Genomic DNA, 25,814 nt, shown 5'->3' with positions numbered 1-25,814 from the left:
ATCCCTGTGAACCTGTCTTTCAACACATCCCCCAAGATGCTCCTTTGCATCGCCGCCGTGATTCTGGCGGTCCTGCTGTTCTGCGCCTTCAAGGTGAACACCAACCCCAGCGGAATTGCGCTGACCGGCTTCATTGCCTCCTGTGTGGCCCTGGCCGTGCTGGCGCTGTACACCAAGATCGATGTGGTGATCCAAGTTTTGCGCGACGATCTGGAGCCCAAGACGGGCGGCACACTAGGGTCGAACGTGGTCGGGGTGCAGCGCGATCACCGCAACGACCTGGAGTATTCCCTTGTGCATGCGCTGGCGCCTCATTTGGTGAACACCAAGAACGCGGCCGAGCTGGGGGCATTTATCCGGGATGTGGCCAACTCAATTCAGGGCCGCAGCTCTCAGACGCTTGCAGCGACCTGCACCTGCACCTGCACCTGCAGCACCAGCATGGCGTGCAGCAACTGTCCGAAGCCCATTGTTTCTGCCGTAGCTGGAGCGGCTGGCACGCATTGGGACGATCTTCGCCAGAGGCAAGCTGAGAGTGTGGCGATGGCCGCAAGCCTGACCGCGCCTAGCGTGACCGCCGAGCAGATCCAGGTGCTGATGGACAAATTGATCTGGGTGTATGACCAGCCTGAGGGCACAACCACCACCTTCGCCCATGCTTACCTTGGCCGCTTCTATGTGGCCACCGGCTACAGCGGATGCGTGAGCCCTGAGAACTTCGACGCTGCCAAGGGTATTAAGTACGCCCGGGAGCAAGCGGAAGGCAAGGTGCGCGACGAGCTCTGGAAGCTGGAGGGCTACAAACTGCACTCGGCCATCGCTGGCCAATGAGCAAGTTGCTTTTTCAATAGCCTTCGACCAAAGGCATTTCCGTCCCATCGACCGCAATCATCACTCCCGTGGTGTTGTGGTCGATTTCAATGTGTCTTCGTTGGTTCTTATAAAAGAGGTATCGGTGTCGCTACACTAATAGCTAATTGATATCTTTGCGTTTCGCAAATAAGGCGCTCTCGTGTTCAGAATTGCTCGGTCAACTTTAAATAATCGCGTTGCTCAAGCTTGGCGAGATGCGGCGGTTTCCGCTATCGCAGCAGGAATCGCGTGGGTGCTGGCGATTTGGTTATTCGGTCACCCGCATCCTGTGTTCGCAGCCGTAACAGCCATTGTTTGTTTGTCTCCTGGCTTGCCCAGCCATGGCAAGCAAGCAGTGGGGCTGATGCTTGGTGTTGCTACAGGTATCGTTATTGGTGAAGCCGCATTTTTCTTGCTTCCTGAAGGCCTGCTGGTCCCAGATGGCTTGTCACTGCTGCGTTTGACTGTTGCGACGTTCTTCTCGATCCTTATTGCTGCGGCCTTTGGCCAAGCAGCTGTTGTAGCGATCCAGGCCGGATGCTCAGCTGTTCTCGTTCTTGCTCTTGGGCCACACAGTGCCGGTCTGGTCAGGTTGGAAGATGTGGTCGTCGGTGTGACAGTCGGCCTCTTTTTTAGCCAAGTGTTATTGACGCCCAATCCCGTGAGACAAATTGATGTGGCCGCCAGTGACTTGTTTCGAGGCCTGAGCCGCTCATTTGAGGATTGCGTTGATGCTTTGAAGCATCAAAACACCCACAAAGCGATATCTGCGTTAAATCGCTTCTCTGCAGCGCATGCCAGTCTCATTGCACTCAGTGCGGGCATCGACTCCGCGAGGTATGAGGCTCGTTGGTCCCTCCGAGGTCGACTCGCCAAGCGTTCAGTCGTTGAGACGGCCGCACGTTATGACCGAGCAGCAATTCGCCTCTATGCATCCTCTTTGCTGTTTGGAGAGGCGTTCTCGGATGTGATGCGCAAGAATATGGAGTCTGCACCAGAAGGATTGGCCGATTGCCTTGTTGGTGTAGCTTCACGATGCGCCTGTCTTGCTGGTGAACAGCCTTCTGCACCGTCTCACACGCTTGCTTTGGAAGTCCTAAGCGTGCCACTTGAGTGGCAGTCGGCTGTCGATCACTTGAGAGCCGCCTCAAGGATCCTGGAAGGCCTGGAGGTGCTCCATCTGAGGTCTACTGGGACTGTTGCCACCAAGACCCAAGTGCGTATTTAGGTTTCGCGACTTTGAGCAGAAGGCATCGTCTGCTGTGTGAGTTGTTGGCCTTAGCTCTAGGCTTCCTTCAGTAGCCCTCAACCAAGGGCATTTCCGTCCCATCGACCGCAATCATCACGCCCGTGGTGTTGTGGTCGATTTCAATTGGGACGCCCCACATTTCATCGGGCTTGGCAAAGGCGTTGACGATGTTGAACTGCCGCAGCTCTTCCGGCGTCATCTTGATCAGCTTGGGATAGGCGTTGTTGTGGGCCTTCCAGTGCCTCAGAAAGGTATGGCAAACGCGCTTGTGGACTGTGTGGATCGGGGATTCATCGGTCATGGTGCGATTGTGTCAAAGCGGGAGTGTTGGAGGTCAACATTAAGTTTTCCCCATATTGCCCACAAAATGGGCTAGCTCGCTTTAGAGGATGTCAGGATGCCTGCATGGGGCTGTCTGCTATGCTCAATCGCGGCGCTTAGGGTCGGGAGGCGCGCGGAATGAAGATTTCCCGCTCTTTCTTTTTATGCGGCTCAAATCGCATACAATAGCGTCATACCGCAGCAATGCGGAAGGCCTACAGGATGGCCTACAAGTCGAAAATAACCTTCTAAGTCACTGATTTTTAAGGCGTCTTGTAGGACACCCTCTCCGCCAAATGCGGCTGTAGCTCAGCTGGATAGAGTACTTGGCTACGAACCAAGGGGTCGTGGGTTCGATTCCTGCCAGCCGCACCAGATACAAGCCTTAGAGTAGAAATACTCTAAGGCTTTTGTCTTTTCTGGCCTATGCACAAATTACCGGGCTTGGTTTTGGTGACCTGGTCCATGAAGTAATAGCTCACGTCGAAAACGCGTTGCATACGGGGTGTCTCTCGCCCCGTATCGACAATCGTCGGTGCCAGGCAAGAGACCCCAATGCGTGGAGCACGCGGCGCTTGCGCCATCAAAACCAGTGGGGTCTGGGAGGAGACTGGACCTGTCACGAAGCTTTGTCGGCCCGGGATGTGGGGCTGGCGAGCACCGCCAGCGCACAAGAGGCAATGCGGCTGGCCACGGAGTCGGAGCGGCTGGTCAGCACAATGGGCACGCGCATGCCCAGCACCAGGCCTGCACATTCGGCGTTGGCCATGTAGACCAGCTGCTTGTAAATCATGTTGCCGGCTTCCAGGCTGGGGACCAGCAGCACGTCGGGGCGTCCGGCAACGTCGGAGACTATGCCTTTGTTATGAGCCGAATGCAGGGAGATGGCGTTGTCGTAGGCCAGCGGGCCGTCAAAGATTCCTCCCATGATCTGGCCGCGGTCTGCCATCTTGCACAGGGCGGCGGCGTCAATGGTGCCGGGAATGGCGGGGTTGACAGTTTCTACTGCCGACAGCACCGCCACGCGGGGGCGGTCTATGCCTATGGCATGGGCCAGGTTTACCGCGTTCTGTGCGATGTCCCGCTTATCCATCAGCGTGGGGAAAATGTTGACCACGCAGTCCGTCATGAGCAAAGGCCGGTCGTAGCCGGGGATGTCCATGACGAAGACGTGGCTGGCGCGGCAGTTGCCGCGCAGGCCTGCTTCGCGGGCCACGGCAGCGCCCAGTAGATCGTCGCTGTGCAGGCTGCCTTTCATCAGTGCGCTGGCCAGCCCGTCGCGGCACAGGGCGGCTGCCTGGGCGGAGGCGGCCCGCGCATCGTCGGCCGTATCATGAATTTCTGCGCCGGACAAATCCAGTCTGGCGGCCTTGGCTGCAGCTTGTATGCGCTCTTGCGGGCCCACCAGCAGGGGCTTGATCAGCCCTGTGTCGGCGGCTTGCATGGCGGCTTGCAGAGAGCCTGCATCGCAGGGATAGGCCACGGCCACGGTGATCGGGCCTTTGGCTAGTGCGCGTTCTTGCAAATGCTGAAGGTGGGGGCGGGGCGTGGCAGTGGTCTCGGCGGCTGCCACAGCCAGGGAGGTGATGGATGCCATGGAGGTTCCTGTCGAAAATCAGAAAAAAACCCCACGCAGTCGGACTGCGTGGGGTTGCCTGGTTTAGACGTAGTCTTTGTACTTTTCCAGCAGACGCACGGGCTTGGCCAAGGCGTCTCGGCGGAAGGGGTCGCCCAGCTCGCGGGTGCACATGATTTCGATCACGCAGGTCTTGCCTTCTTTCATCTGCATGTCGATGGCTTTTTGCAGCGCCGGGCCGACATCTTCGATGTTGTCCACCACGATGCCTTCGGCACCCATGGCCTTGGCGATGTCGGAGAAGCTTTCGCTTTCCAGCTCGCCGGCCACAAAGCGGCGGTTGTAGAAGTCCACCTGGTTCTTCTTTTCCGCACCCCACTGACGGTTGTGGAACACCACGGCGGTGACGGGAATGTCGTGGCGCACGGCGGTCATGATTTCCATCATACTCATGCCCCAGGCGCCGTCGCCGGCATAGGCAATGGCTGGACGCTCGGGGGCTGCGCACTTGGCACCGATGATGGTGGGCAGGGCGTAGCCGCAGTTGCCAAAGCTCATGGGAGCGAAGAAGCTGCGTGGCTCGTCAAAGCGCAGATAGCTGTTGGCCACCGAGTTGATGTTGCCGATGTCGGTAGAGACCATGGCGCGTGCCGGCATGGCTTTTTCCAGCTCGCGCAGAACTTGGCGAGGGTGCAGATAGGTGCCGCCGGTTGGGGTGCGCTCGCCCTTGGCCTCTTCGATCATGTCCAGGCTATAGGGGTCGCGTTCGTGCGTCCACTCGTCCAACTCTTTTTCCCAGGCGGCTTTTTCGGTGGCCACGGTGTCGGCGCGGGAGGCCTTAGTGGCATCGCAGTCCAGCTTCACATCTGCCAGACGCTTGACCAGCTCGGCGGCCACGGCCTTGGCGTCGCCGTTGATGCCCACGGAGATCTTCTTGACCAGCCCCAGGTTGGTGTGATCGGCTTCGACCTGAATGATCTTGGCTGTCTTGGGCCAGTAGTCCATTCCGTGCTGGGGCAGGGTACCGAAGGGACCCATGCGAGAGCCCAGTGCGATCACCACATCGGCCTGGGCGATCAGCTTCATGGCGGCCTTGGAGCCCTGGTAGCCCAGAGGGCCAGCCCACAGCGGGTGCTTGGCGGGGAAGGCGTCGTTGCGCAGATAACCGGTGGCCACGGGAGCGCCCAGGCGTTCGGCCAGTTGCTGCGCTTCTTGCACGGCATCGCCCATCACCACGCCGCCACCGGCCAGGATCACGGGGAATTTGGCGGTCTTGAGCAGTTCCACTGCGGCCTGCAGGCTTTTCTCGCCGCCATGGCCTCGGTCCACGCGCATGGGCTTGGGAATCTCACACTCGATTTCACCGTAGAAATAGTCACGGGGAATGTTCAGCTGGGTGGGGCCCATTTCGGACATGGCACGGTCAAACACGCGGCCCGTGAACTCGGCCATGCGCTTGGGGTTGCAAACATGTCCTTGGTACTTGGTGAACTCTTGGAACATGGGCAGCTGATTGGCTTCCTGGAAGCCGCCCAGACCCATGCCCATGGTGCCGGTTTCGGGGGTCACGATTACGACCGGGCTGTGCGCCCAGAACGCTGCGGCAATGCCGGTAACGCAGTTGCTGATGCCGGGGCCGTTCTGGCCGATCACCACGCCATGGCGACCGGAGACGCGGGCATATCCGTCGGCCATGTGGGCCGCACCTTGCTCGTGCACCACGGGGATCAGGCGAATGCCCGCAGGAGCAAAGATGTCCATGGCATCCATGAAGGCCGAGCCCATGATGCCGAACATCTCGCTGACGCCATTGGCGACACAGGTCTCCACGAAGGCTTCAGAAGGGGTCATCTTTTGAACGCCTTCAACCACCTTACGATTGTCAGTAGCAGTCATCTTTGTATCCTTTGAGAATTTGGAACTTATCGTTTCGAAAAAATAAATTGCGATGCCAGTTTATGGCATTTTTTTGCTTTGATGCAAATAAATTTCTTTTTTCGGAATAAATTGACTCGAAAAATGGAAATTACTATGATCGACGACGATATGAAGAACAGCGAAGAAACCCACTCGGCTCGCCTTGACGGAGACACGCCCAACCTGCGTTTGTTTGCGTTGCTGGAGGCAGCGGCCCAGAAAAGCGTGCCCTTCTCCCTGCAAACCATGGTGGAGGAGACGGGACTGCCGAAACCGACCATGCACCGCATGCTTTCGCAGCTGGAAAGCGCGGGCATCCTGCAAAGAGATGGCAACGGACGCCACTACGGCACGGGCCAGCGCCTGATGCGTCTGGCCGAAAGCGTGCTGCTCAACAACACCACGCATGGCGCGCGGCATGCGGTGCTGACCCAGCTGGTGCACGAGCTGGGCGAGAGCTGCAACATCACCGCTTTCTCGGGCAGCGAGGTCTTGTATCTGGACCGTGTGGAAACACCGGCCCCGCTGCGCTTTTATCTGCACCCGGGTTCGCGCGTGCCGGCGCACTGCTCGGCCACGGGCAAGCTGTTTCTGAGTCAGATGGCTCCGGCGCAGCGTCGCAGGCTGCTGTCCAACGTGCCGCTGGAGGCCTTTACCGGCAACACCTTGACGACTTTCGAGGCCTTGGAGCAAGAGCTAGAGCAGGTGCGAGAACAGGGTTACGCGTTTGATAACGAAGAGTTTCTGCCGGGACTGCTGTGCCTGGGCGTGCTGGTGCCGGCACCCAACGGCAACTCCAACATGGGGCTTGCCGTGCAGGCGCCCATCATGCGTTTTTCCAAGGAGAAAGCCCTGTCCTTTCTTCCCAAGTTGCAGGCGGCCGTCGCGGCGATCGCCCGCATCAATGATGACATTCCACCGGAAGCCGACGATGACTGACCTGAGCTTGCTGCAGCCCACCCGCACCGTGAGCGTGCGTGATGTTTTTGGTATTGATACGGACATGACCGTGCCCGCTTTCGCAGAGCGTACCGAGCATGTGCCGGCCATCGACAAAGCCTACCGCCTGAATCCGCAAGTGACGCAAGCCATTTTGGCGGGCTTCGCGCATAACCGGCGCGTGGTGATACAGGGCCTGCACGGCACGGGAAAATCCACGCATATAGAGCAGGTGGCTGCCCGGCTGAACTGGCCTTGCGTACGGGTGAATCTGGACGGCCATATCAGCCGTCTGGATCTGGTGGGCAAGGACACCATCGTGCTGCAGGAGGGCAAGCAGGTGACGCAGTTCCAGGAGGGCATTCTTCCCTGGTCCCTGCAGCGGCCTGTGGCCATCGTGTTTGATGAGTACGATGCGGGCCGGCCGGACGTGATGTTCGTCATCCAGCGCGTGCTGGAGCGTGAAGGCAGCTTCACCATGCTCGATCAAAAGCGGGTGATCCAGCCCCATCCGTATTTCCGCCTGTTTGCCACCATGAACACTTTGGGTCAGGGCAATCTCAATGGCCTTTATCACGGCACGCAGCTGCTCAATCACGCGCAGCTCGATCGCTGGAATCTGGTGACCAGCTTGAACTATCTGGCACCTGCCGAAGAGGCCGCCATTGTGATGGCCCGTGTGCCGGAGATGGATACGCCACAGGGGCGCAAGCGGGTGGATGCCATGGTGGCGCTGGCCGGCCTGACGCGCAGGGGCTTCTCGGTGGGAGATCTGTCCTTGCTGATGTCGCCACGTACGGTGATTACCTGGGCCGAGAACATTTCCATCTTCAATGATCTGAAGCTGGCGTTTGAGCTGTCTTTCCTCAACAAATGCGAGCCTGCCGAACGCGCCATCGTGAGCGAGTATTTTCAGCGCTGTTTCGGCCAGGAACTGGCCCGGATCGAGGAGCCCGCTCTGGCGTTCCTGCATGAGCACTGAAATACCAATCTCTGCTTTAAAGTCCCGGATGGAGGCCTGGGGCGGAGCCATGCTGCGCGCCATGACGGGTGACGACTCGCTGCAATGGAGCGGGCAAACGCTTTATCGCGGCACCTATCCCTTGCCTCAGCTTGCGGCGCACCACAGCGATGTGCCCTTGCTTCAGACAGATCAGCGTGGTTTGCTGGACAGCATGGGCTTGCGCCTGCACTTGAGCGACGAGGCCTTGCATCAACAGCATTTGCCCAAGGACCCGGTAGAGCGCATGGTCTTCGAGCTATTGGAGCAGTTGCGGGTCGAGAGTCTGGTGCCCGAGGCCTGGCCCGGTGCGCGCGAGAATATGCGCCAGCGTTTTTTGCACTGGTGTCAGGCCTTTATGGATTCCGGTCTGACGGAAAGCAGTCTGGGCATCTTGCTGTTCACGGTGGCTGTCACGGCCTGGAGCCGGCTGACAGGCCATGAAATACCGGAGAGCATGGGCGATCTGGTTGAATCCACCCGGCTGTCCATGGCCGCGCAACTGGGACAGCAATGGGTCCAGTTGCGGCGTCTGCGCCAGGAGCAGCAGCAGTTTGTCACGCCGGCCTTGGCGGTCAGCCGTTGGGTGGGGCAGGCCGTGCGCGCAGCGCAGGAGGAGGCTCCTCGTGGTGCGGGCAGCCCCAAGCGGCGCGGCAATTTCGCCTTGCCGCTGCATTTTGAATCTCAGAGTCTGGATGAGCTGCCTATGGCTCAAAGCGGCGACAGCCGTGCCTGGGCCAGCACGGTGCAAAGCTACCGGGTTTTTACGCGCGAATTTGACCGGGAGGCCGCTGCCAGTGAATTGATACGCGCAGTGCAGCTGGCGCAGTTTCGAGAACAGATGGATGAGGAGCTGGCCCGCTCCGGCCTGCAGCATGCGGGACGGTTGGCGCGCTATCTGCAGCAGCGCCTGGCAACTTCGCAGCGCGATGGTTGGAGTTTTGCGCAGGAGGAAGGCTATCTGGATGGAAATCGTCTGTCCCAGTTGGTCACAGACCCCCAGCAGCGGGCCATTTTCAAGGACGAAATGCAGCGCCCGATCAACGAGACGGCCGTCACCATCCTCATGGACTGCTCGGGCTCCATGAAAGCGTATGCCAAGCCCCTGTCCTTGCTGCTGGATGTGCTGGGCCGGGCTCTGGAGATGGCCGGTGTGGCGGTGGAAATACTGGGATTTTCCTCTCAGGCCTGGAATGGCGGCCGGGCGCGCAAGCAGTGGCAGCGCGCCGGGCGGCCGGAGTTTCCTGGGCGCCTCAATGAACGTCTGCACATTGTCTTCAAGGATGGCGCCAAACCCTGGCGTCAAGGCCGCCAGGGTGTTGCCGCACTGCGCAAACCCGATATCTTTCGCGAAGGGATTGACGGCGAAGCGGTGGAGTGGGCCTGCCAGCGACTGATGGCGTGCTCCACCAGACGGCGCATTTTGCTGGTGATCTCGGACGGTTGCCCCATGGATACGGCAACCCACCAATGCAACGACGAGCATTATCTGGATCAGCACCTGCGGCAAGTGCTGGCCGCGCGAGAACGCATGGGAGACGTGAAGGTTTGCGCCTTGGGTGTCGGTCTGGACCTGGGCGTGTTCTACCGCCAGCGGCTGGCCATCGATCTGCTTCAGGACATAGACGAGGCTTTGCTGTTCTCGGTGGCCGAGTTGCTGTGCAAGCGATGAAAGAGATGGATTTTTCTATCCATCTCTTTCGTTAAGTCAGCGGACGGCTAACAAGACTCTGGCAACAAGCCGAGAACAAGGATACAGCGCAACGCTTGTGCCATTTTCTTGTCAGACCGCCCCCGGTAGAAGCTCTGCCGGGGGCGGTTTCAGATCGTACAAGCTGCGAACTTACATGCGTCCCTTCCATGGAACCAGACGCTTTTCTACCCAGCGCATGAACAGGTCGAACACATAGGCAATCACGCCAATGACGATGATGCCCATGATCACGATGTCGGTGCGTAGGAAGTTCGAAGCATTCAGTACCATCTGACCCAGGCCCACGTTCGCTGCCACCATTTCAGCGGCAACCAGAGTCGTCCAGCCGAAGCCGATGGCGATGCGCATGCCCACCAGAATGTCCGGCAAGGCGGCAGGCAGGATCACGTGGCGTATCACTTGAAAATAGCTTGCGCCCATCGAATACGCGGCATTGATTTGCTCCTGCGCCGCGCTGCGCATGCCCGAGCGCGCCGCCAGAGCCAGCGGGGCAAAGCAGCTCAGGAAAATCAGCAAGATCTTTGGTGTTTCATCAATGCCGAACCAGATGATGATCAGCGGCAGATAGGCCAGCGGAGGCAGTGGTCGGTAGAACTCGATGGGTGGATCGAAAATGCCGCGTGCGACGCGTGACATTCCCATCGCAATGCCAAGTGGCACGGCAATGATGAAGGCCAGCCAGAAGGCCATGGTCACGCGCAGCAGACTGGCGGAGAAGTGTTGCCACAGCGGTTTGTCGTTGGCCTGTCCGGTCAGGTATTCATAGAACTGCTGGAAAACCGCTTGTGGACTGGGCAGGAACAAGGGTTTGACCCAGCCGAGATTGGTGGCGGCGAACCACAGGGCTAGCAGCACGATCACTGTGGCGATGCTGATGCCCACGCTGGAGCCTTCGCCTGGAGTCTTGAAGCGACTGGTCCTCACCGGTCCCGATGTCTGTGGTGCCGGGGCTTTGGGCTGTGTGCGGGCCGTCGTGGCGGACAGAGGGTTGATTTGGACAGCTTCAGACATTGGCCGGCTCCCGGTGGTGGATCAGACTCAGAACTTCTTCGCGCATCCGGATGAAGTCAGGGCGCGACTTGACGGCACGGGCATCGCCGGTGCGCAGAAACTCATGACAGAACGGCATGTCCTCGTAGACATGAGAGATGCGACCGGGGCTCGGGCTCATGACGATCAGACGGCTGGCCAGGAACAGCGCCTCTTCCACCGAGTGGGTGATGAAGAACACCATCTTGTTGGTGGCCTTCCAGACCCTCAGCAAAATTTCCTGGACTTGCTCACGCGTGAAAGCATCGAGTGCGCCCATGGGCTCATCCATCAGCAAGAGCGCGGGGTCGTTGGCAAGTGCGCGGGCAATGCCCACGCGTTGCTGCATGCCGCCAGACAGCTCATACACGGCGCGCTGAGCGTATTTTTCCAAACCGACCAGGCCCAGTTTTTCTTGCGCGATCTGTGTGCGCTTTTTGAGGTCCATGCCGCGCATGCGCAAGCCCAGGGCGACGTTGTCGATCACATTGAGCCATGGCATCAGCGCATGCTTTTGAAACACCACTCCTTGATTGGCACCTGGGCCTTGAATGGGTTTCCCGTCCAGCAGAATCTGGCCGCTGGAAGGCGGCAGGAAGCCCGCCATACAGTTGAGTAGAGTCGTCTTGCCGCAGCCTGAGGCACCGAGTGCCACGACAAAGTCGCCTTCATGCATGGTCAGATTCACGGGAGCCAGGGCTTGCAAATGCCCACCCTTGACCTCGTAATTGACGGTCAGATCGCGTATATCCAGAGTCGGCATGAGATTGCCTTCCAAAGAGAAATAAAGCAGGAATTCACGACAGTGCGATTACCGCTGCCGGCCGTCGTGAGCGGATTCAGGCAATTAGCGGCCTAGCGCCTTTTGGACATAGCTGTTGGTCACGAACGCGGCATAGTCTGGCTTGATTTCCTGAATTCGTCCCTGCGACTTCAGAAAGCTTGCGGTGTTGGTCATGGCCTTGGCGGCACCGCCTTCCAGCCATTGCGCGCTGAGTTGCTCTTCTGCACTGGGGAAACGGTACAGCGCCATGGCAGCAGGCACGTCCTTGGGGTCGGCTTTGCTCCATTTGGCAATGGCCTTGATCTCTGGGGAGTCAGGCGTCCATTTGGCCAGGTTGTCGCGAACCTGAGCGCTGGCGCGATTCAGCGCCTTGGCAAAGGCCACCAGGAACTGGGGATTTTCCTGAGCGAACTTGCTGCTGACCGCAATGCCTTCGAAGGTGGGGTAGCCCATTTGCGCAATGCTGCCGGAGGTGGCAATCACCTTGCCTTTTTGCTTGACCTTGGCCAGTACCGGATCCCAGACAAAGGTGCCGTCGATATCGCCGCGCTCCCAGGCTGCGGCAATCTCTGGCGGGCGCATGTTCATGATGTTGACCTTGCGCGCATCAACCCCTTCTTTGCCAAGGGCTGCGATCAGCTGGTAGTGCGCGGTGGAGACAAATGGCACGCCGATGCGCTTGCCTTCCATGCTTTTGAAGTTGCTGATGCCGCCGCCATCGCGTGCCACCAGCGCTTCCGCGCTGGCGATGTCTGCGGAGATCCATAAAAGCTTGATGTCCTGCCCCTGGCTGGCCGCTGCCGTCAGTGGGCTGGAACCTAGCTCGCCCATCTGGACATCGCCCGAGGCCATGGCCCGGATCACGTCGCCGCCACCCGAGAACATGCGCCAGTTGATCTTGTAGCCGGTTTCCTTCTCCACTTCGCCGGATTCCATGACCAGACGCAGCGGCACCAACATGTCCTGGTTGGCAAAGGTCACCGTTTTTTGTTGCGCCAGCGCGGAGCCGGCCAGGGCCAGTGCTGCGGTTGCGATGCCAGCTTTCAGTGTCAATCGTTTTTGCATTTTCATTTCAGATTTCTCCATTTCTAGAACGATATCGGTTGCATATCTCGGCCAAAAATCCCTTGCATCCGTCCATTTCTCCGCCCTGCTGATGTCTTCCTTTTTCTGACTGAACCGATGGAAAGCCATGTCAAGAAGGTCAAAAGCTTTCTCGATGGATCGTAGTGAGCAACCCTGCGAAGCCAGTAGGGCCAGTTGATGTCAATCGTTAGGTCCAGCAAAAACGGAGGCTTGGTTTTTTCGAAAGCAGCAGTGCAGGATCTGTTTGCATGCACAGCAACAGTGCGTCGGAAAGCCATGTCTGGCACGGTTTTCTGTTGAAATTCATGCGTTGAGGAAGTTTGTTTTTTCTGCATTTTTCAGGGTGTTAGGTGTATTCACTGATCGCCGACTTAAACCGTGAATAACTTCATTTTTCTAGCGCTTTAGATGCCGGAAATTACGGCTAAGAGTGCATACGCAAGATGCATTCCAGAGGTACACAGGCACGTTCTTGCTGGAGTTGAGATAGATGAAACTCCAATGAAAAAGAGCAGCTTTCTTGCGGAAGCTGCTCTTCATGTGTTGACGAGTTTGCGGAGTTGGTCTGGCTCAGTTTTTTTCGTCGTTCATGTGATACCAGTGGTAGAGGAAGCGTTGTCCCATGCGGCGAAATGGTGCAAATGCCTCGGAGCGCACCATATTGAACACGTTCGGATATTCGAGCGGTGAGTTGTAGATTGGCAACTCGAAGGCCTTGATATTCTGGCCGGCAATGCGTTGCGCCATACGGCGGCCGGCATGCGCAGAGAAGGACACACCGTTGCCGCCGTAGCCGACCGCATAGAAGATGTTCTCTTTCGGGTCGGGCTGGGTGATGCGCGGCATCATGTCGTGGCTTACGTCAACCCAGCCCCACCAGGAGTAATCCACCTGAATGCCCTTGAGTGCCGGGAATTTGTGGTGCAGACCCTCGACCAGCTTGGCCATGTGAATCGGATTGGGTGCATCGGCACCGGTGATGGCGCTGCGGCTGCCAATCTGCACGCGGTTGTCTGGCAGCTTGCGGTAATAAAAGCGCAGGGTGCGGGTGTCGGTGATGACTTGCGTGGTCTTGAAGTTGGTGGCTGCCAGCTCTTCTTCGGTCAGCGGTCGGGTGACCAACGAGTTCGAAAGAATCGGCATGATCTTCGAATTCAGTTGGCGGTGCAGACCATTGCTGGTGTAGCCGCCGGTGGCAAAGCCGACGGCACGCGCCTTGATGGTGCCGCCCGGTGTTTTAAGGTAATGCACGCCATTGCGTGTTTCCATGCCGATAACGGGGCTGGCGGTGTGCACTTTTACTCCCAGTTCGCGGGCCTTGCTTAGATAGCCGAAGGCCAGTTTGAGCGGGTGAACGCCGATGCCATCGGGCTCATGCATGGCGCCACGGCAATCGGCATCATCGACGTAATCGCGGCGGACTTCGTCAACGCTGAGCATGCGTGCGTCATAGCCGAAGACGTCGCGCATGACACGGGTCTCGTTACGCAGAAAATCCATCTTTCTGTCGCGGTGGGCAATGTACAAATGTCCACCCCGTTGAGGCTCGCATTCAGGGAATTCCTCCACCAGTTTCTTGAAGGTATCAAAGCCTTCGCGGATCTCGGCATCCAGCTTCAGGGCCACGTCCTTACCCCAACGTTCTATCCACTGTGAGCGATAAAGACGGCCGCTGGCATTCTGACCCTGGCCTCCGTTGCGGCTGGTACAGCCCCAGGCGGTTTGATTGGCATCGAGGACGACGGCGCGAATGCCATGTTCGCGGGCCAGAAAGAGTGCGGTGGACAGGCCTGTGAAGCCCGAGCCCACGATGACCACATCGGCCTCCATGTCGCCACAAACAGGGCCATCGTCTTCTGGTGGCCTGCCTGCTGTCCCTACCCAGTAGGTCGGCGCATATCCGGTTCCATGGCCCGGATTGGCTGCCACCAGCGGATCGTATTGCGGATCATAAGGGCGCAGATGGCTGGGGCGAATGTCCTCGGCTTTCATGGTGCTTGTTTCCTTGTCTGCTGCGCTCGAAGCGTCGCTTTGTTGCTGTGGTAGGGGTGGACACAAAGCCGATGCAGATGCCGCTGTGGGTCATCGCATGGGATGCTGAACGCAGCATAGCCAGCCCCTTGCGCTCTTCGTTAGGGCCACGGAATGGGTTTTGATGGAGCCAGGGAGCAGGTTCTGTGAGCGGTATCCAAGGACTGCTCGCTGATACCGAAGCGGCTAGCTCGGGTGCACTTCAGCGGTGCCGTATGTGCTCCAGACTCCCAAAAGATGAACGCAGAGATTCAGCCATTGCGGCTGGTTTCTTTGAGATGGCGATTGCCGAGCAGGCTTGAATAAACCGCCTGCTTGCTATCTATCGTTTTCACCTAAATGGCGATAGAAAAACGGGCGATGCAGATTGCCTGTTTTCGGCGTTGGAAAGAGGTATGAGAGGTGGCGCTTCAGAGGTGGAGGTGGTTTTTTCTCAAGACGTTTTCAACAGTTTTTCTCATTTCGCCATCATGTCGATGCTGCAGCAAGGTATGGCATTGGACTTAACGATTACCGTTAACTGGTTCTACGAAATGGAGCCACTGCTACCTACCATGGGTCATCGGAATTTCTGACATTTTCGATCAAGCGGTACCGCAGTTTCAGAAGCAGGTACCTACGACATCACAGCAATCTGGAGAGTACATGAGCAATAAAGAATCACAACCCGATGCCCAGTTTCTGGCGAGCTTCTCCGATGCCTGGAACCGGCATGACATCGATGCACTGATGAGCTTTATGGCCGACGAATGCGAGTTTCACGCCGTTGCCGGTCCAGACTTGATGGGACGCAGTTTCGTGGGACGTGAGGCCGTGCGTGATGGCTTTCAACTGGCCTGGCAGGCCTTCCCCGATGCATCTTGGGTGGATGGCGAGCATTTTGTGCAAGGTGAACGTGGGGTCTCCGAGAGTACCTTCAAAGGTACCAAGGCAGATGGTCTGCGTGTCGAAGCGCGCATGGTCGATGTGTTCACCTTCCGTGACGGCAAGATCGCTGTCAAGAACGCATACCGCAAGGATCGTCCGCCAGTCGCGGCAGTTTGACTCTAGGTTCAAGCACGATGCCGGGCATTGCTGCTTACCAGCAGATTGTCCGGCACACAGATTTCAGAAGAAATTTTCAAGCACCCAACTGAACGACCACAGCAACAGCTCGCGTGAACTGCAGGGCTGAACTACATACACAAAGCCGTGGTGTCTGACATGCCAATGTCAGTAAGACAGGAGACAAAAAATGATTGGAAATCCGCACTCATCGTCGGATGGGCTGTCGCACGGACTCAAGCAGCGTCACATGACCATGATTGCCCTGGGGGGCGTCATCGGAGCCGGACTTTTTGTTGGCAGTGGCGTGGTCATCAAGTCTGCGGGGCCTGCGGCCGTCATCTCGTTCCTGATCACCGGCCTGCTGGTGGTTCTGGTCATGCGCATGCTCGGCGAGATGGCTTGCTCCATGACGGGGGGCTCATTTTATGAATACGCCCGCGAGGCCTGGATCGACAAGCCTGCCGTGGGGCAACTGGCGGGTTTTCTGACAGGTTGGATGTACTGGTATTTCTGGGTGATTGTGGTGGCGCTGGAGGCGGTCGCGGGTGCTGAGCTGGTGCGCTATTGGTTGCCTGATGTGTCGGCATGGAGCATCAGCCTGGTCTTGTTGATCTTGATGACGCTGACCAATCTGGTTTCGGTCAAATCCTTTGGTGAATGCGAGTTCTGGCTAGCTTCCATCAAAGTGGCAGCCATTGTGGTGTTTTTGTTCATTGCTGGCGTCTATGTACTGGGTTTCACGCCTGCAGCAGGCGGCATGCATATCGCCAACCTGACCCAGAACGGAGGCTTCATGCCCAATGGCATTGTTCCGGTGTTGACTGGGGCGGTGGCGGCCACCGGCTTTTACTTCGGCGCTGAAATCGTGACGATTGCCGCCGCAGAAACGGCGGAGCCGCAGAAGGCAGTGGCGAAAGCGACGAGTTCGGTCATCTTGCGCGTGTTGGTGTTTTATGTCGGATCGGTGTTGCTGGTGGCTTGCCTGGTTCCATGGAGCTCTGCTGGCATCTCCACGCCTTACGTCAGTGCGCTGGAGGCAATGGGTGTGCCGGCCGCTGCACAGATCATGAATGCCGTGGTACTGACGGCGGTTTTGTCGGCGCTCAACTCTGGTCTTTATGCTTCCTCGCGCATGCTGTTTGCTCTGACTCGCCGTGGTGATGCCCCCAAAGTACTGGCTAGGGTCAGCCGCAACGGCGTGCCGGTCTATGCCATTCTGGTCGCCACTTTGTTTGGTTATGGCGCCATCGTCATGTCCTATCTTTCTCCCGACAAGGTGTTCGCCTTTCTGGTGAATTCCTACGGAACGGTCGCCATCTTTGTTTACATCCTGATTGCCATTTCGCAGTTACGTCTGCGCTATCGATTGGAGAACGAGGCTCCACATCTGCTCAAGGTGCGTATGTGGTGCTTCCCGTACCTGACCTGGCTGGCGATTGCCGGGATGGTGTCCATCGTGGTCGCCATGGGCTTTATCCCCGAGCAGCGCACGCCGCTGGCACTGGGTGTGGCCAGTCTGTGCATCTTGCTGATTGCCTATTGGGTACGCCAGTTCCTGCGGCGAGGCGTGTTGCCGGAAGTGCGGCTGGATGAACTGGCGCCGCCCAAGTTGCGCAAGAACTGATGGCTTTAACGAAGGCCCCGGACCCAGCGTCCGGGGCCTTTTTGACGTCTCTATATGCTATGCATGGCTTTGGCCAGCGCCTTGATGCCTTGGTCGATCTGGTCGGCAGGGATGGACTGATAGCCCAGACGTATGAAGTTTCCCGTGTTGCGGGTCGCAGTGAAGAAGACATCACCGGGCTCGATCAGCACGCCATGCTCGGCGGCCTGTTGCGCGAGTGTCTTCGCAGGCACATGAGCTGGTAGCTGAACCCAGCAAGAACCGCCGCCGCGTACCGGAGTGATGCGGCATTCTGGAAGGTGCCTAGCCATGGCCGCTGTCAACTCTGCATGGCGCTCTTTCTGTGCTTGCCCGAGACGGCGTAACTGGGCTTCATAGTGGCCCAAAGAAATGAACATGGCCAGCGTTCGCTGGATGAAGGTGGATGGGTGACGGATCATGAGGCGACGCAGGGCGCGCAGCTCCTTGATCAACTCGGGTGGTGCCACTATATAACCGACGCGCAAGCCCGGAGCCAGGCTTTTGGAGAGGCTGCCGATGTAGATTACGCGGTTGCTGCGATCCAGACTCTTGAGTGCCGGTATGGGCTGTTCATCAAAGCTGCTCTCGCTTTCGTAATCGTCCTCGATGATGATGAGGTCATGCTTTTGTGCGGCCTCCAGCAGGGCTTCACGTCGCTCCAGCGGCATGGTGACACCGGTGGGACATTGATGGCTGGGCGTGACATAGAGATACTCCAGCTTGCGCATGGCATTGACGATCGGCAAGCCATCGCCGTCTACAGCGATGGGGATGACTTGCGAGGTGCGGCTGCTGAAGATGTTGCGTGCATCGGGGTAGCAGGGATCTTCAATGCCGATGGAAGATCCTTCGCGCATCAGCAAATCGGCCACCATATATAGCGCATGCTGGGCACCGACGGTGATGATGATTTCATCGGGCGAAGCCCAGACGCCGCGGCGCGGCAGGATCTTGGTCTGCACCTGCTGGATGAGGCTGTCGTCATCGCGAGTGATGTGATCGGGCGCCCACAAACGGATGTCCACCACGCCCAAGGCCTTGAGGCAACATTCACGCCAGGCGGCCGTAGGAAACAATTCCTTGTCGAACTGGCCGTAGAGAAAGGGATAGGGAAAGCGTTGCCAGTCGTCTTCCTTCACGATGCTGCGCTGTTGGCTGGGGCGCAGCCAAAGGCGTCGCGACCAGTCCGTGTTCTCCTTGGTGTCCATGCACTTGTCGTGGGATGGTTTGCGCTCTGCTCCGGAGGTGCGCCCTTGCAATACATCGGGGTGTATGAAATGGCCTTTTCTCTCACGGCTGAGTAAAAAAGCTTCCTCGCTCAACTGCTGATAGGCCATGACCACGGTGATGCGACCAACGCCCAGGTGCTTGGCGAGTTCGCGGCTTGACGGAACGGGTTCACCGGGCGTCAGAACCCCTGTGAGAATGGCATCCACCAGCATTTCGCGAATCTGGCCTTGCAGGCTGAGTGACGGCCTTGCGCTTCGGCGAAACAGCTGCTCCCACATGGCCACGGAGGGAGGGATTTGGGAAGGGGCTTGTTGGGTGTCTGTCGTCATTTATTGTTGTGAACTCGTTGCCTAAACCCATGAAAAGCCGGGTTTGAGTTGTCTCCTGATACCTTGCTCAGTGGGCGCGAGCCAGGTCCAAGCTTATGCAGGTGCCTTCTCAATTCATTCTTGAGCGAATGCTGCGAGATGCTCAGTTTTGCCAATATAGGGCAGAGCACATGCGTGTTCAATCAATGCGGCTTTTGGGCATCGACAGAGGCCGTCAAGGCACCTGAAAATGTGGAGCATTTCTGCATTGTTTGTTGTTTTACGTTGGGTCTTATTTATTGGTATATAATTCGAGGCTTAGCGGCTGTAGCTCAGCTGGATAGAGTACTTGGCTACGAACCAAGGGGTCGTGGGTTCGATTCCTGCCAGCCGCACCAAACGACAAGCCTCAGAACTGAAAAGTTCTGAGGCTTTTTCGTTTAACCCCTATGTTGAGGGTACTGGTCTGTTTGTAAGGCTGAACCATGACGCTGAAGGGAAATCTGAAGGAGAGTGCGGGTTTTCACTGAGGGGTCTGAAAAATCGCATACAATAGTGGCTTAGCGGCTGTAGCTCAGCTGGATAGAGTACTTGGCTACGAACCAAGGGGTCGTGGGTTCGATTCCTGCCAGCCGCACCAAACGACAAGCCTCAGAACTGAAAAGTTCTGAGGCTTTTTCGTTGATGTCTCGAGTAAGAGCATTGGCATTTCATCGCCTGATCTGTGTGAAGATTGCAGCCTATGAGCAAGGCTTTCACCAAAGAATCAGATGGCGACGAAGATGATGACCTCGGCGGTCTGCCGCCGTTGCCCGCTGGCGGCAAAAATTACATCACTCCTCAAGGCTATCAGCGTATCAAGACGGAGCTGCTTGATCTGATCGACAGCGAGCGCCCTAAGATTGTGGAAATCGTGCACTGGGCGGCCAGCAATGGAGATCGCTCGGAAAACGGTGACTATCTCTACGGCAAGAAGCGCCTGCGCGAGATTGATCGTCGTATTCGCTTTCTGACCAAGCGGCTGGAAATTGCCGAGGTGGTGGACCCTGCCGTGCATGCCGGTAGTGATCAGGTCTTTTTTGGCGCGACGGTGACTTATGTGGATGACGAGGGTGTCGAGCGCACGATCACCATCATGGGCATTGATGAAGCGGAGAGTGCTAAGAACCAGGTCAGCTGGATTGCGCCCGTCTCCCGCGCATTGCTCAAGTCGCGTGTTGGCGATGAGGTCGCTTTGCCCACGCCCGCGGGTGTGCGCATGCTGGAAGTGCTGGACGTGAGCTATCCGCAGCCTGTCGACAAGTCCTGAGTGAACATGCAGCAAAAAGCGCCGCTTCTGAATGAGGCGGCGCTTTTATTTTGTGAGCTGCTAGCGTCTAAATTTTATGGGTTTCAGGTGGTTTTAGTCTTGAGCTCTATGAATATCAGGCGGTAGTAGCTATCTTTTTTAATTAGTTGCTCGCCTGCAGCCGCTGCAGCCGCTGCAGCAGCTCAAGCGTTGGGTAGCCATCAGCCACCAGACCTTGGCTTTGCTGGTACAGGCGCAGGCCTGCTCTTGTCGCGGGCCCCATCACGCCATCAGCCGAGCCGGTGGCAAAGCCGCGCTGGGTGAGGGTCATTTGCATGGCCTTGGTTTGTTCGCGCGTCAGTGCGCTCAGATCGCGTGGCCACTCGGCAACGATGCCGCCATTGCCCGCCAGTTGTGACGACAGCAGGCTGATGCCAAGCGCATAGTTGGTGGAGTTGTTGTAGCGCAGGATAGCGCGGAAGTTGCTTCCGACCATGAAGGCCGGGCCGCGAGCGCCGGCTGGGGCGATGATGCTGGCGCCCGCCATGGCTGGCAGGGGCTGGCCATTCATGCTTTGCACGCCTTCGGCAGACCAGGCGCTGCTGTTTTGGCGAATGGAAAGCTCGGTGCGTGCGTAATCAAAATGAGCAGGCAGGCGGACTTCTGTGCCCCAGGGCTCGTTAGCAGTCCAGCCTGAGCTGGCCAAGTAGTTGGCGGTGGAGGCGGCTACGTCGGCCATGGAGCCCCAGATATCACGGCGGCCATCGCCATCGGCATCGACGGCGTATTGTAGAAATACCGAGGGCAGAAATTGCGTGTTGCCCATGGCACCAGCCCACGATCCGATCATGTGGGCGGCATCAATGTCGCCGTTGTCGATGATGCGCAGCGCGGCGATCAGCTCCTTTTGCGCCCATTCGGCACGACGGCCATCAAAGGCGAGGGTGGCGAGTGCATCAACCGCCGAGAAGCTGCCAAAGTTGCTGCCGTAATTGCTTTCCATGCCCCAGATAGCGGTGATGACCTGCGCTGGCACGCCATAGCGCTGGCTGGCTGCTTGCAGCGCAGATGCATATTCCTGCATCTTGAGTTTGCCGGTCTTGATGCGCTGTGCGGACACGGCGCTATCCAGGTATTGCCAGGGCGTGCGCGTGAATTCGGGCTGTGAACGATCAAGCTTGATGATGCTGGGCTGCAGCTTGGCACTGGCTAGCGCGCTGCGCAGCGTGCGCTCTGAGATGCCAGCGGCGCTTGCGCGCGGGGCAAACTCTTGCTTCCAGTGCGCGAAACTGCTGGCTTGGATGGGACTTTCTGCCGGTGCTTCGCTTTCGCTCCTGGTGTTGCTACCGCTGTTACCGCTGCTTTGCGCTGCTGCGGGCTTGGGCGTGGCTTGTGGCTCAGGCCGGGTAGCACAGCCTGCAAGCAGGGCTGCGGCGACAGTGACTGCCAGCAGGTGTGGACGAGCGTGAAAGAGCGAGAAGGCAGTGTGGAGCATGAAGGTGATTGTCACCTGCTGCCGAGCTTGAGGGTCGCTTGGCATCAGCGATTGAGGTCGCAGAATGCAACAAAATCTTTCACCCATGAAAAAAGCCGCCAACGGCGGCCTGGTGCTGGGTTTACGTTATCAGTATCAGGCGATGATGCGGCTGGCACGAATCACCGAATGCAGGCGCCGCAGATTACGCAGCGCATTTTCAAGCTGCACATTGTTTTGTACCGAGATGACAAAGCGCAGATCGGTGGTGCCCACAGCAACTTCATCCGTCATTTCAACGCGCACGATATCGGCTTCAGCATTGGCCAGCTCAGCCGCAACGCGGGCCAGGACGCCCTTGTTGTTTTGAACGGTGACAACAATGCCTGCTTCAAATGCGCGGGTGATGTCTTCCGCCCAGTCCACAGAGATGAAGCGGTCAACATCTTTTTCGCGCAGTTTGATGGCGTTGTGGCAGTGGGCGTGGTGCACAACCAGACCTTGCCCGCCGAGATAGCCCAGAATAGGGTCGCCGGGCACGGGGCGGCAGCAGTGCGAGTAGTGAACGGAACTGCTCTCGTCGCCATTGAGGGTGACGGCACCCTGGAAGGGGCGGTTGTCGGTGTTGAAGCGCTCTTGCGTGATCAGCAATGCATCGGGGCGTACGCCTTGCTTGGTCATGAAGGAGGTCATGCGCGCAGCGACCAGGGAGGCAATGCGTCGGCCCATGCCGATATCGACCAGCAACTCGGCTGGCGTGCGGTTGCCGGTGATGCGCAAGATCTCGTCCCAGACGCCTTTATTGGCCTCATCTTGGGCGGGAACGCTGTCAATGCCTTCGGAGCGCAGGGCCTGGGCCAGCAAGGTATCGCCCAGTTGGCCGGCTTCGGATTGTGCTGAGTTCTTGAGGAAGGAGCGAATTTTGGAGCGCGCACGCCCGGTCTTCACAAAGCTCAGCCATGCCGGGTTGGGCGTCGCGGTTTCAGACGTGATGATCTGTACCACATCGCCACTCTTGAGTTCGGTGCGCAGCGGTACTTCTTCGTCGTTGATTTTCGCGGCAATGGTGCGGTTGCCAATCTTGCTGTGAATGGCATAGGCAAAGTCCACCACAGTAGCGCCGCGCGGCATGGCCATGATCTCGCTCTTGGGCGTGAACACATAGACGGCGTCAGGGAAGAGGTCAACCTTGACGTGATCCCAGAACTCAGTGGCGTCGCGGGTTTCGTTCTGAATATCGAGCAGTGATTGCAGCCACTGCGTGGATAGGTGCTCGGAGTCGTGACCTTTCTGGGCTTTGTACAGCCAGTGAGCGGCAACGCCAGCCTCGGCCACGATGTTCATCTCTTCCGTGCGCAGCTGAAACTCGATATTGACGCTGGAAGGGCCGACCAGCGTGGTGTGTAGCGACTGGTAGCCATTGCTCTTGGCGATGGCGATATAGTCTTTGAAGCGGCCCGGCATGGGCTTGTATTTCTGATGCAGCACCCCAAGGGCGGTGTAGCAGTCCAGCGTTTTGGGGACGATGACGCGAAAGCCGTAAATGTCGGTGACCTTGGCAAAGCTCAGCTGGTTTTTCAGCATGCGCAGGTATAGCGAGTACAGCGTGCTTTCACGCCCCAGTAAACGCACCGGCAGGCCTTGTGCACCAAAGGCGGTGCTGACTTCGTCCTGCACGCGCTGCACCAGATCACGGCGGCGCGTGCGCGAGCGGGCGATGGCTTTTTCCAGCGTGGCATAGCGCCAGGGATGCAGGTGCTTGAAAGACAGGTCTTGCAGCTCGCGATAGGTCTGGTTCAGACCCAGACGATGTGCGATGGGGGCATAAATTTCCAGCGTCTCTGACGAAATGCGGCCCCACTTGCTGCGCGGCATGTCGCTCATGGTGCGCATATTGTGGGTGCGGTCTGCCAGCTTGATGAGGATGACGCGCACATCGCGGGCCATGGCCAGCAGCATCTTGCGGAAGGACTCGGCCTGGTTTTCTTCGCGGGTATTGAACTGCAGCTTGTCCAGCTTGGTCAGCCCATCGACCAGATCGGCCACATCTTCGCCAAAGCGTTCATTCAGATCGTCTTTGGTGATACCGCAGTCTTCCATGGAGTCATGGAGTAGGGCCGCCATCAGGGCGGGGGCATCCAATTTCCAGTTGGCGCAGATAGCTGTGACCGCGATAGGGTGGGTGATGTAAGGGTCTCCACTGCTGCGCCATTGGTCAGCATGTGCATTGTCGGCATAGAGGTAGGCCTGCCGTACCCGCTCAGCGCTGTCGGCGTCCAGATAGCCGAGATGCTCCATCAAACCTTCAAAAGCAGAGGCAGACACGCGCGCAGCTTGCTCGGCAGACATGCGCAAGGGCTTGGCTGGTGCCGTAGAGGAGGGAGCTATCGTCGAGTTCTGGGCCGCTGTCATATTGCTTAAATGTAGCTTGCAAGTGCAGCGCACAATCTTATAGGTACAAAAAAGCACCGACGAGCGGTGCTTAATTGCGAATTGTGGTGCTGCATTGCAACAGCTTAGCCTGGCACCTTCTTCAGCATCTCCAGGCCAACCTTGCCTTCTGCGATTTCGCGCAGAGCGGTAACGCCAGCTTTGTTCTTGGCTTCAACTTTGGGCGTGTGGCCTTGGTTGAGCATACGGGCGCGGTAAGTCGCGGCCAAAACGAGCTGGAAGCGGTTGGGGATTTGCTCCAGGCTATCTTCAACAGTAATGCGTGCCATCAGGTACTCCGGGAACGGTCAGTTAGATTCAGGGATGTTGAGCGACTCGAAGGTATCGGCGCGAAGGCGCCGCTGGGCCGCATATTTGAGGCGTTGCGCGTGAATGATCGCTTTCAGATCAAAGAGCGCACTCTCAAACAGTTCGTTGATTATAACGAAGTCGAATTTGGCAACTTGCGCCATTTCCTCTTCGGCATTTCTCAGGCGCAGTTCTATCACTTCGGGAGCGTCTTCACCACGGTTTTCAAGGCGTGCGCGCAGCTCATCCCAGCTAGGGGGCAAGATGAAGATCAGGACGGCATTGGGAAATGCGTTCTTGACCTGCAGTGCGCCCTGGTAGTCGATTTCGAGCAGCACATCGGTACCGCCCTGAATGCGTTCTTCCAGAGACTTCTTGGCCGTGCCGTAACGGCGGCTGTGCACATTGGCCCATTCGACGAAGCCGTTGTTGGCGGCCATGGCGTCAAATTCAGCGTCAGAGACGAAGTAGTACTCGCGACCATGCTTTTCCTGACCACGCGGGGCACGCGTGGTGTGGGAGACGGACGGGTAGACGCGGGCATCGAATTCACGCAGCGCGCGTACCAGAGAGGATTTGCCGGCGCCGCTGGGGGCCGACACGACAAATAGATTTCCAGGATGTTCCATGACTTGGGGCATGACTTGGGGCATGAATTTCGGCGTATGGGGTGGATACGCTCAGAGATTGCTTACTCGATGTTCTGCACTTGTTCGCGCATTTGCTCGATCAGCACCTTCATGTCCACGCTGATGCGGGTCAGCTCCAGCGTGGCAGATTTGGAGCCCAGCGTATTGGCTTCGCGGTGAAGTTCCTGAATCAGGAAGTCCAGACGCTTGCCAATTTCGCCACCTTTTTTCAGCAGGCGTTCGATCTCGTCCAGGTGAGAGCCCAGGCGCGTCACTTCTTCGGCTACGTCGATGCGGATGGCAAAGGCAGTTGCTTCAGACAGGGCACGGTCCTGAGCGGCCTCAGGTGCGACAGCGCCGTCGCCCAGAGCCATGGCATCTTTCCAGCGCTCCAGAAATTTCTGGCGCTGCTGCTCAACCAGAAGGGGCACCAGCGGCACGGCTGTTTTGGCCAGTTCGCTCAATTGCTTGATATGGCCTAGCAGCATGTTTGCAAGACGTTCACCTTCGCGGGCGCGGGCGGCCAGCAGATCGGTGATGGCTTGCTCTGCCAGTGGGGGGGCGATCTCGCTCCAGTCCGTGGAGGCCGTGCTGGTCCCGCTGCAAAGGCGCAGCACGTCGGCGACGGAGAGATCTCGCGCCTTGGGCAGCCAGGCCTGAACGGAATCCTGCAGGGTTACCAGTCGCTGCAACTGAGTTGCGGCGGGGATGGACAGGGATTGGTTGTTGGAGACGTCGATGGCGGCGCGCACTTCCACCTTGCCGCGCTTGAGCCGCGCGGTGAGCAAGGTGCGCAGGGCCGGTTCAAGGGCGCGCAGTTCGTCGGGAAGGCGGAAGGACAAATCCAGAAAGCGACTATTGACCGCTCGGATCTCAAGGCCCAGGCGACTATTGGACTGGGACTCTTGACCACCCTCAACGGATGCGCTGTGCTGTGCACTGGCGTATCCGGTCAT

The 25,814-nt window shown here is 58.1% G+C and carries 21 protein-coding genes and 3 tRNA genes; 11 read left to right on the top strand and 13 right to left on the bottom strand.

The window, feature by feature from the left end:
- Positions 1–6 precede the first annotated feature (6 nt).
- Both HF327_RS11655 and HF327_RS11650 read left to right on the top strand, forming a co-directional pair.
- Positions 7–831, top strand: a complete 825-nt coding sequence (locus tag HF327_RS11655) for a Gp49 family protein (protein ID WP_198460473.1) — start codon at positions 7–9, stop codon at positions 829–831.
- A 181-nt stretch (positions 832–1,012) separates the two neighbouring features.
- The gene (locus tag HF327_RS11650) at positions 1,013–2,080 is read left to right on the top strand and encodes an FUSC family protein (protein ID WP_099735936.1); all 1,068 of its coding nucleotides are present in this window, start codon (positions 1,013–1,015) and stop codon (positions 2,078–2,080) included.
- 67 nt (positions 2,081–2,147) lie between these two features.
- Here HF327_RS11650 and HF327_RS11645 read toward each other — a convergent pair whose 3' ends face one another.
- Positions 2,148–2,402, bottom strand: a complete 255-nt coding sequence (locus HF327_RS11645) for a hypothetical protein (protein ID WP_099735937.1) — start codon at positions 2,400–2,402, stop codon at positions 2,148–2,150.
- A 318-nt stretch (positions 2,403–2,720) separates the two neighbouring features.
- Between HF327_RS11645 and HF327_RS11640 the strand changes: the two genes are divergently transcribed.
- Positions 2,721–2,797: transfer RNA gene (locus tag HF327_RS11640), tRNA-Arg, on the top strand.
- A 244-nt stretch (positions 2,798–3,041) separates the two neighbouring features.
- Here the strand turns inward: HF327_RS11640 and HF327_RS11635 are convergent.
- Together HF327_RS11635 and xsc are read right to left on the bottom strand one after the other, a co-directional pair.
- Positions 3,042–4,019 carry a bifunctional enoyl-CoA hydratase/phosphate acetyltransferase gene (locus HF327_RS11635; RefSeq protein ID WP_169108388.1) on the bottom strand — a complete coding sequence of 326 codons (978 nt, stop codon included), beginning with the start codon at positions 4,017–4,019 and terminating at the stop codon, positions 3,042–3,044.
- A 63-nt stretch (positions 4,020–4,082) separates the two neighbouring features.
- Positions 4,083–5,894: a sulfoacetaldehyde acetyltransferase gene (gene xsc, locus HF327_RS11630; RefSeq protein ID WP_169108387.1), complete on the bottom strand. Its 1,812-nt coding sequence runs from the start codon at positions 5,892–5,894 to the stop codon at positions 4,083–4,085.
- A gap of 135 nt (positions 5,895–6,029) precedes the next feature.
- Here xsc and HF327_RS11625 point away from each other — a divergent pair, with 135 nt between their 5' ends.
- The 3 genes from HF327_RS11625 to HF327_RS11615 are packed head-to-tail and all read left to right on the top strand — an operon-like array spanning position 6,030 to position 9,526.
- On the top strand, positions 6,030–6,854 hold the full coding sequence (locus HF327_RS11625) for an IclR family transcriptional regulator (protein ID WP_169108525.1): 825 nt from the start codon (positions 6,030–6,032) through the stop codon (positions 6,852–6,854).
- Positions 6,847–7,836, top strand: a complete 990-nt coding sequence (locus HF327_RS11620) for an AAA family ATPase (protein WP_169108386.1) — start codon at positions 6,847–6,849, stop codon at positions 7,834–7,836. The genes HF327_RS11625 and HF327_RS11620 overlap by 8 nt, the downstream gene beginning before the upstream one ends.
- Positions 7,826–9,526, top strand: a complete 1,701-nt coding sequence (locus HF327_RS11615) for a cobaltochelatase CobT-related protein (protein WP_169108385.1) — start codon at positions 7,826–7,828, stop codon at positions 9,524–9,526. Before HF327_RS11620 ends, HF327_RS11615 begins: the two co-directional genes overlap by 11 nt.
- 171 nt (positions 9,527–9,697) lie before the next feature.
- Here HF327_RS11615 and HF327_RS11610 read toward each other — a convergent pair whose 3' ends face one another.
- The 4 genes from HF327_RS11610 to HF327_RS11595 form a co-directional block, all read right to left on the bottom strand.
- Complete coding sequence (locus tag HF327_RS11610; RefSeq protein ID WP_169108384.1) at positions 9,698–10,579, bottom strand: ABC transporter permease subunit; 882 nt, start codon at positions 10,577–10,579, stop codon at positions 9,698–9,700.
- The gene (locus HF327_RS11605; protein ID WP_169108383.1) at positions 10,572–11,360 is read right to left on the bottom strand and encodes a taurine ABC transporter ATP-binding protein; all 789 of its coding nucleotides are present in this window, start codon (positions 11,358–11,360) and stop codon (positions 10,572–10,574) included. Before HF327_RS11605 ends, HF327_RS11610 begins: the two co-directional genes overlap by 8 nt.
- A gap of 84 nt (positions 11,361–11,444) precedes the next feature.
- Positions 11,445–12,452 (bottom strand): taurine ABC transporter substrate-binding protein, encoded by a 1,008-nt coding sequence (gene tauA, locus HF327_RS11600; RefSeq protein WP_169108382.1) that lies wholly within the window; start codon positions 12,450–12,452, stop codon positions 11,445–11,447.
- Positions 12,453–13,037: 585 nt separating this feature from the next.
- The gene (locus tag HF327_RS11595; RefSeq protein ID WP_169108381.1) at positions 13,038–14,459 is read right to left on the bottom strand and encodes an NAD(P)/FAD-dependent oxidoreductase; all 1,422 of its coding nucleotides are present in this window, start codon (positions 14,457–14,459) and stop codon (positions 13,038–13,040) included.
- Between the two features lie 684 nt (positions 14,460–15,143).
- Here HF327_RS11595 and HF327_RS11590 point away from each other — a divergent pair.
- Together HF327_RS11590 and HF327_RS11585 are read left to right on the top strand one after the other, a co-directional pair.
- A complete protein-coding gene (locus tag HF327_RS11590) occupies positions 15,144–15,542 on the top strand; it encodes a nuclear transport factor 2 family protein (protein ID WP_169108380.1) in 399 nt (132 codons plus the stop codon).
- A gap of 190 nt (positions 15,543–15,732) precedes the next feature.
- Positions 15,733–17,169, top strand: coding sequence for an amino acid permease (locus tag HF327_RS11585; RefSeq protein ID WP_169108379.1), 1,437 nt, complete (start codon positions 15,733–15,735; stop codon positions 17,167–17,169).
- A gap of 50 nt (positions 17,170–17,219) precedes the next feature.
- On the opposite strand, the gene pdxR is transcribed toward HF327_RS11585, so the two are convergent.
- The gene (pdxR, locus tag HF327_RS11580; protein ID WP_169108378.1) at positions 17,220–18,749 is read right to left on the bottom strand and encodes a MocR-like pyridoxine biosynthesis transcription factor PdxR; all 1,530 of its coding nucleotides are present in this window, start codon (positions 18,747–18,749) and stop codon (positions 17,220–17,222) included.
- A 300-nt stretch (positions 18,750–19,049) separates the two neighbouring features.
- Between pdxR and HF327_RS11575 the strand changes: the two genes are divergently transcribed.
- The 3 genes from HF327_RS11575 (at position 19,050) to greB (ending at position 20,037) form a co-directional block, all read left to right on the top strand.
- Positions 19,050–19,126: transfer RNA gene (locus tag HF327_RS11575), tRNA-Arg, on the top strand.
- 165 nt (positions 19,127–19,291) lie between these two features.
- Positions 19,292–19,368: transfer RNA gene (locus tag HF327_RS11570), tRNA-Arg, on the top strand.
- A gap of 102 nt (positions 19,369–19,470) precedes the next feature.
- Positions 19,471–20,037 (top strand): transcription elongation factor GreB, encoded by a 567-nt coding sequence (greB, locus tag HF327_RS11565; protein ID WP_169108377.1) that lies wholly within the window; start codon positions 19,471–19,473, stop codon positions 20,035–20,037.
- A gap of 142 nt (positions 20,038–20,179) precedes the next feature.
- Here greB and HF327_RS11560 read toward each other — a convergent pair whose 3' ends face one another.
- From HF327_RS11560 to HF327_RS11540, 5 genes are all read right to left on the bottom strand, one after another.
- A complete protein-coding gene (locus tag HF327_RS11560) occupies positions 20,180–21,520 on the bottom strand; it encodes a lytic murein transglycosylase (protein ID WP_198460483.1) in 1,341 nt (446 codons plus the stop codon).
- Positions 21,521–21,646: 126 nt separating this feature from the next.
- The gene (locus HF327_RS11555; protein ID WP_169108375.1) at positions 21,647–23,902 is read right to left on the bottom strand and encodes a RelA/SpoT family protein; all 2,256 of its coding nucleotides are present in this window, start codon (positions 23,900–23,902) and stop codon (positions 21,647–21,649) included.
- Between the two features lie 104 nt (positions 23,903–24,006).
- Positions 24,007–24,210, bottom strand: coding sequence for a DNA-directed RNA polymerase subunit omega (gene rpoZ / locus HF327_RS11550; RefSeq protein WP_169108374.1), 204 nt, complete (start codon positions 24,208–24,210; stop codon positions 24,007–24,009).
- 18 nt (positions 24,211–24,228) lie between these two features.
- A complete protein-coding gene (gmk, locus tag HF327_RS11545; protein ID WP_169108524.1) occupies positions 24,229–24,858 on the bottom strand; it encodes a guanylate kinase in 630 nt (209 codons plus the stop codon).
- A gap of 62 nt (positions 24,859–24,920) precedes the next feature.
- On the bottom strand, positions 24,921–25,814 hold the full coding sequence (locus tag HF327_RS11540) for a YicC/YloC family endoribonuclease (RefSeq protein WP_169108373.1): 894 nt from the start codon (positions 25,812–25,814) through the stop codon (positions 24,921–24,923).

The organism is Comamonas suwonensis, from assembly GCF_012844455.2.
In the GTDB taxonomy this organism is placed as follows: Bacteria; Pseudomonadota; Gammaproteobacteria; order Burkholderiales; family Burkholderiaceae_C; genus Comamonas; species Comamonas suwonensis.
This window is presented reverse-complemented; position numbering and strand designations above follow the sequence as displayed.

Excerpts from the sequence above, each read along its gene's own strand:
- HF327_RS11645 (WP_099735937.1), bottom strand. The coding sequence starts at position 2,402 with ATGACCGATGAATCCCCGATCCACACAGTCCACAAGCGCGTTTGCCAT.
- HF327_RS11635 (WP_169108388.1), bottom strand. The coding sequence starts at position 4,019 with ATGGCATCCATCACCTCCCTGGCTGTGGCAGCCGCCGAGACCACTGCC.
- xsc (WP_169108387.1), bottom strand. The coding sequence starts at position 5,894 with ATGACTGCTACTGACAATCGTAAGGTGGTTGAAGGCGTTCAAAAGATG.
- HF327_RS11625 (WP_169108525.1), top strand. The coding sequence starts at position 6,030 with ATGATCGACGACGATATGAAGAACAGCGAAGAAACCCACTCGGCTCGC.
- HF327_RS11620 (WP_169108386.1), top strand. The coding sequence starts at position 6,847 with ATGACTGACCTGAGCTTGCTGCAGCCCACCCGCACCGTGAGCGTGCGT.
- HF327_RS11615 (WP_169108385.1), top strand. The coding sequence starts at position 7,826 with ATGAGCACTGAAATACCAATCTCTGCTTTAAAGTCCCGGATGGAGGCC.
- HF327_RS11610 (WP_169108384.1), bottom strand. The coding sequence starts at position 10,579 with ATGTCTGAAGCTGTCCAAATCAACCCTCTGTCCGCCACGACGGCCCGC.
- HF327_RS11605 (WP_169108383.1), bottom strand. The coding sequence starts at position 11,360 with ATGCCGACTCTGGATATACGCGATCTGACCGTCAATTACGAGGTCAAG.
- tauA (WP_169108382.1), bottom strand. The coding sequence starts at position 12,452 with ATGAAAATGCAAAAACGATTGACACTGAAAGCTGGCATCGCAACCGCA.
- HF327_RS11595 (WP_169108381.1), bottom strand. The coding sequence starts at position 14,459 with ATGAAAGCCGAGGACATTCGCCCCAGCCATCTGCGCCCTTATGATCCG.
- HF327_RS11590 (WP_169108380.1), top strand. The coding sequence starts at position 15,144 with ATGAGCAATAAAGAATCACAACCCGATGCCCAGTTTCTGGCGAGCTTC.
- HF327_RS11585 (WP_169108379.1), top strand. The coding sequence starts at position 15,733 with ATGATTGGAAATCCGCACTCATCGTCGGATGGGCTGTCGCACGGACTC.
- pdxR (WP_169108378.1), bottom strand. The coding sequence starts at position 18,749 with ATGACGACAGACACCCAACAAGCCCCTTCCCAAATCCCTCCCTCCGTG.
- greB (WP_169108377.1), top strand. The coding sequence starts at position 19,471 with ATGAGCAAGGCTTTCACCAAAGAATCAGATGGCGACGAAGATGATGAC.
- HF327_RS11555 (WP_169108375.1), bottom strand. The coding sequence starts at position 23,902 with ATGACAGCGGCCCAGAACTCGACGATAGCTCCCTCCTCTACGGCACCA.
- rpoZ (WP_169108374.1), bottom strand. The coding sequence starts at position 24,210 with ATGGCACGCATTACTGTTGAAGATAGCCTGGAGCAAATCCCCAACCGC.
- gmk (WP_169108524.1), bottom strand. The coding sequence starts at position 24,858 with ATGGAACATCCTGGAAATCTATTTGTCGTGTCGGCCCCCAGCGGCGCC.
- HF327_RS11540 (WP_169108373.1), bottom strand. The coding sequence starts at position 25,814 with ATGACCGGATACGCCAGTGCACAGCACAGCGCATCCGTTGAGGGTGGT.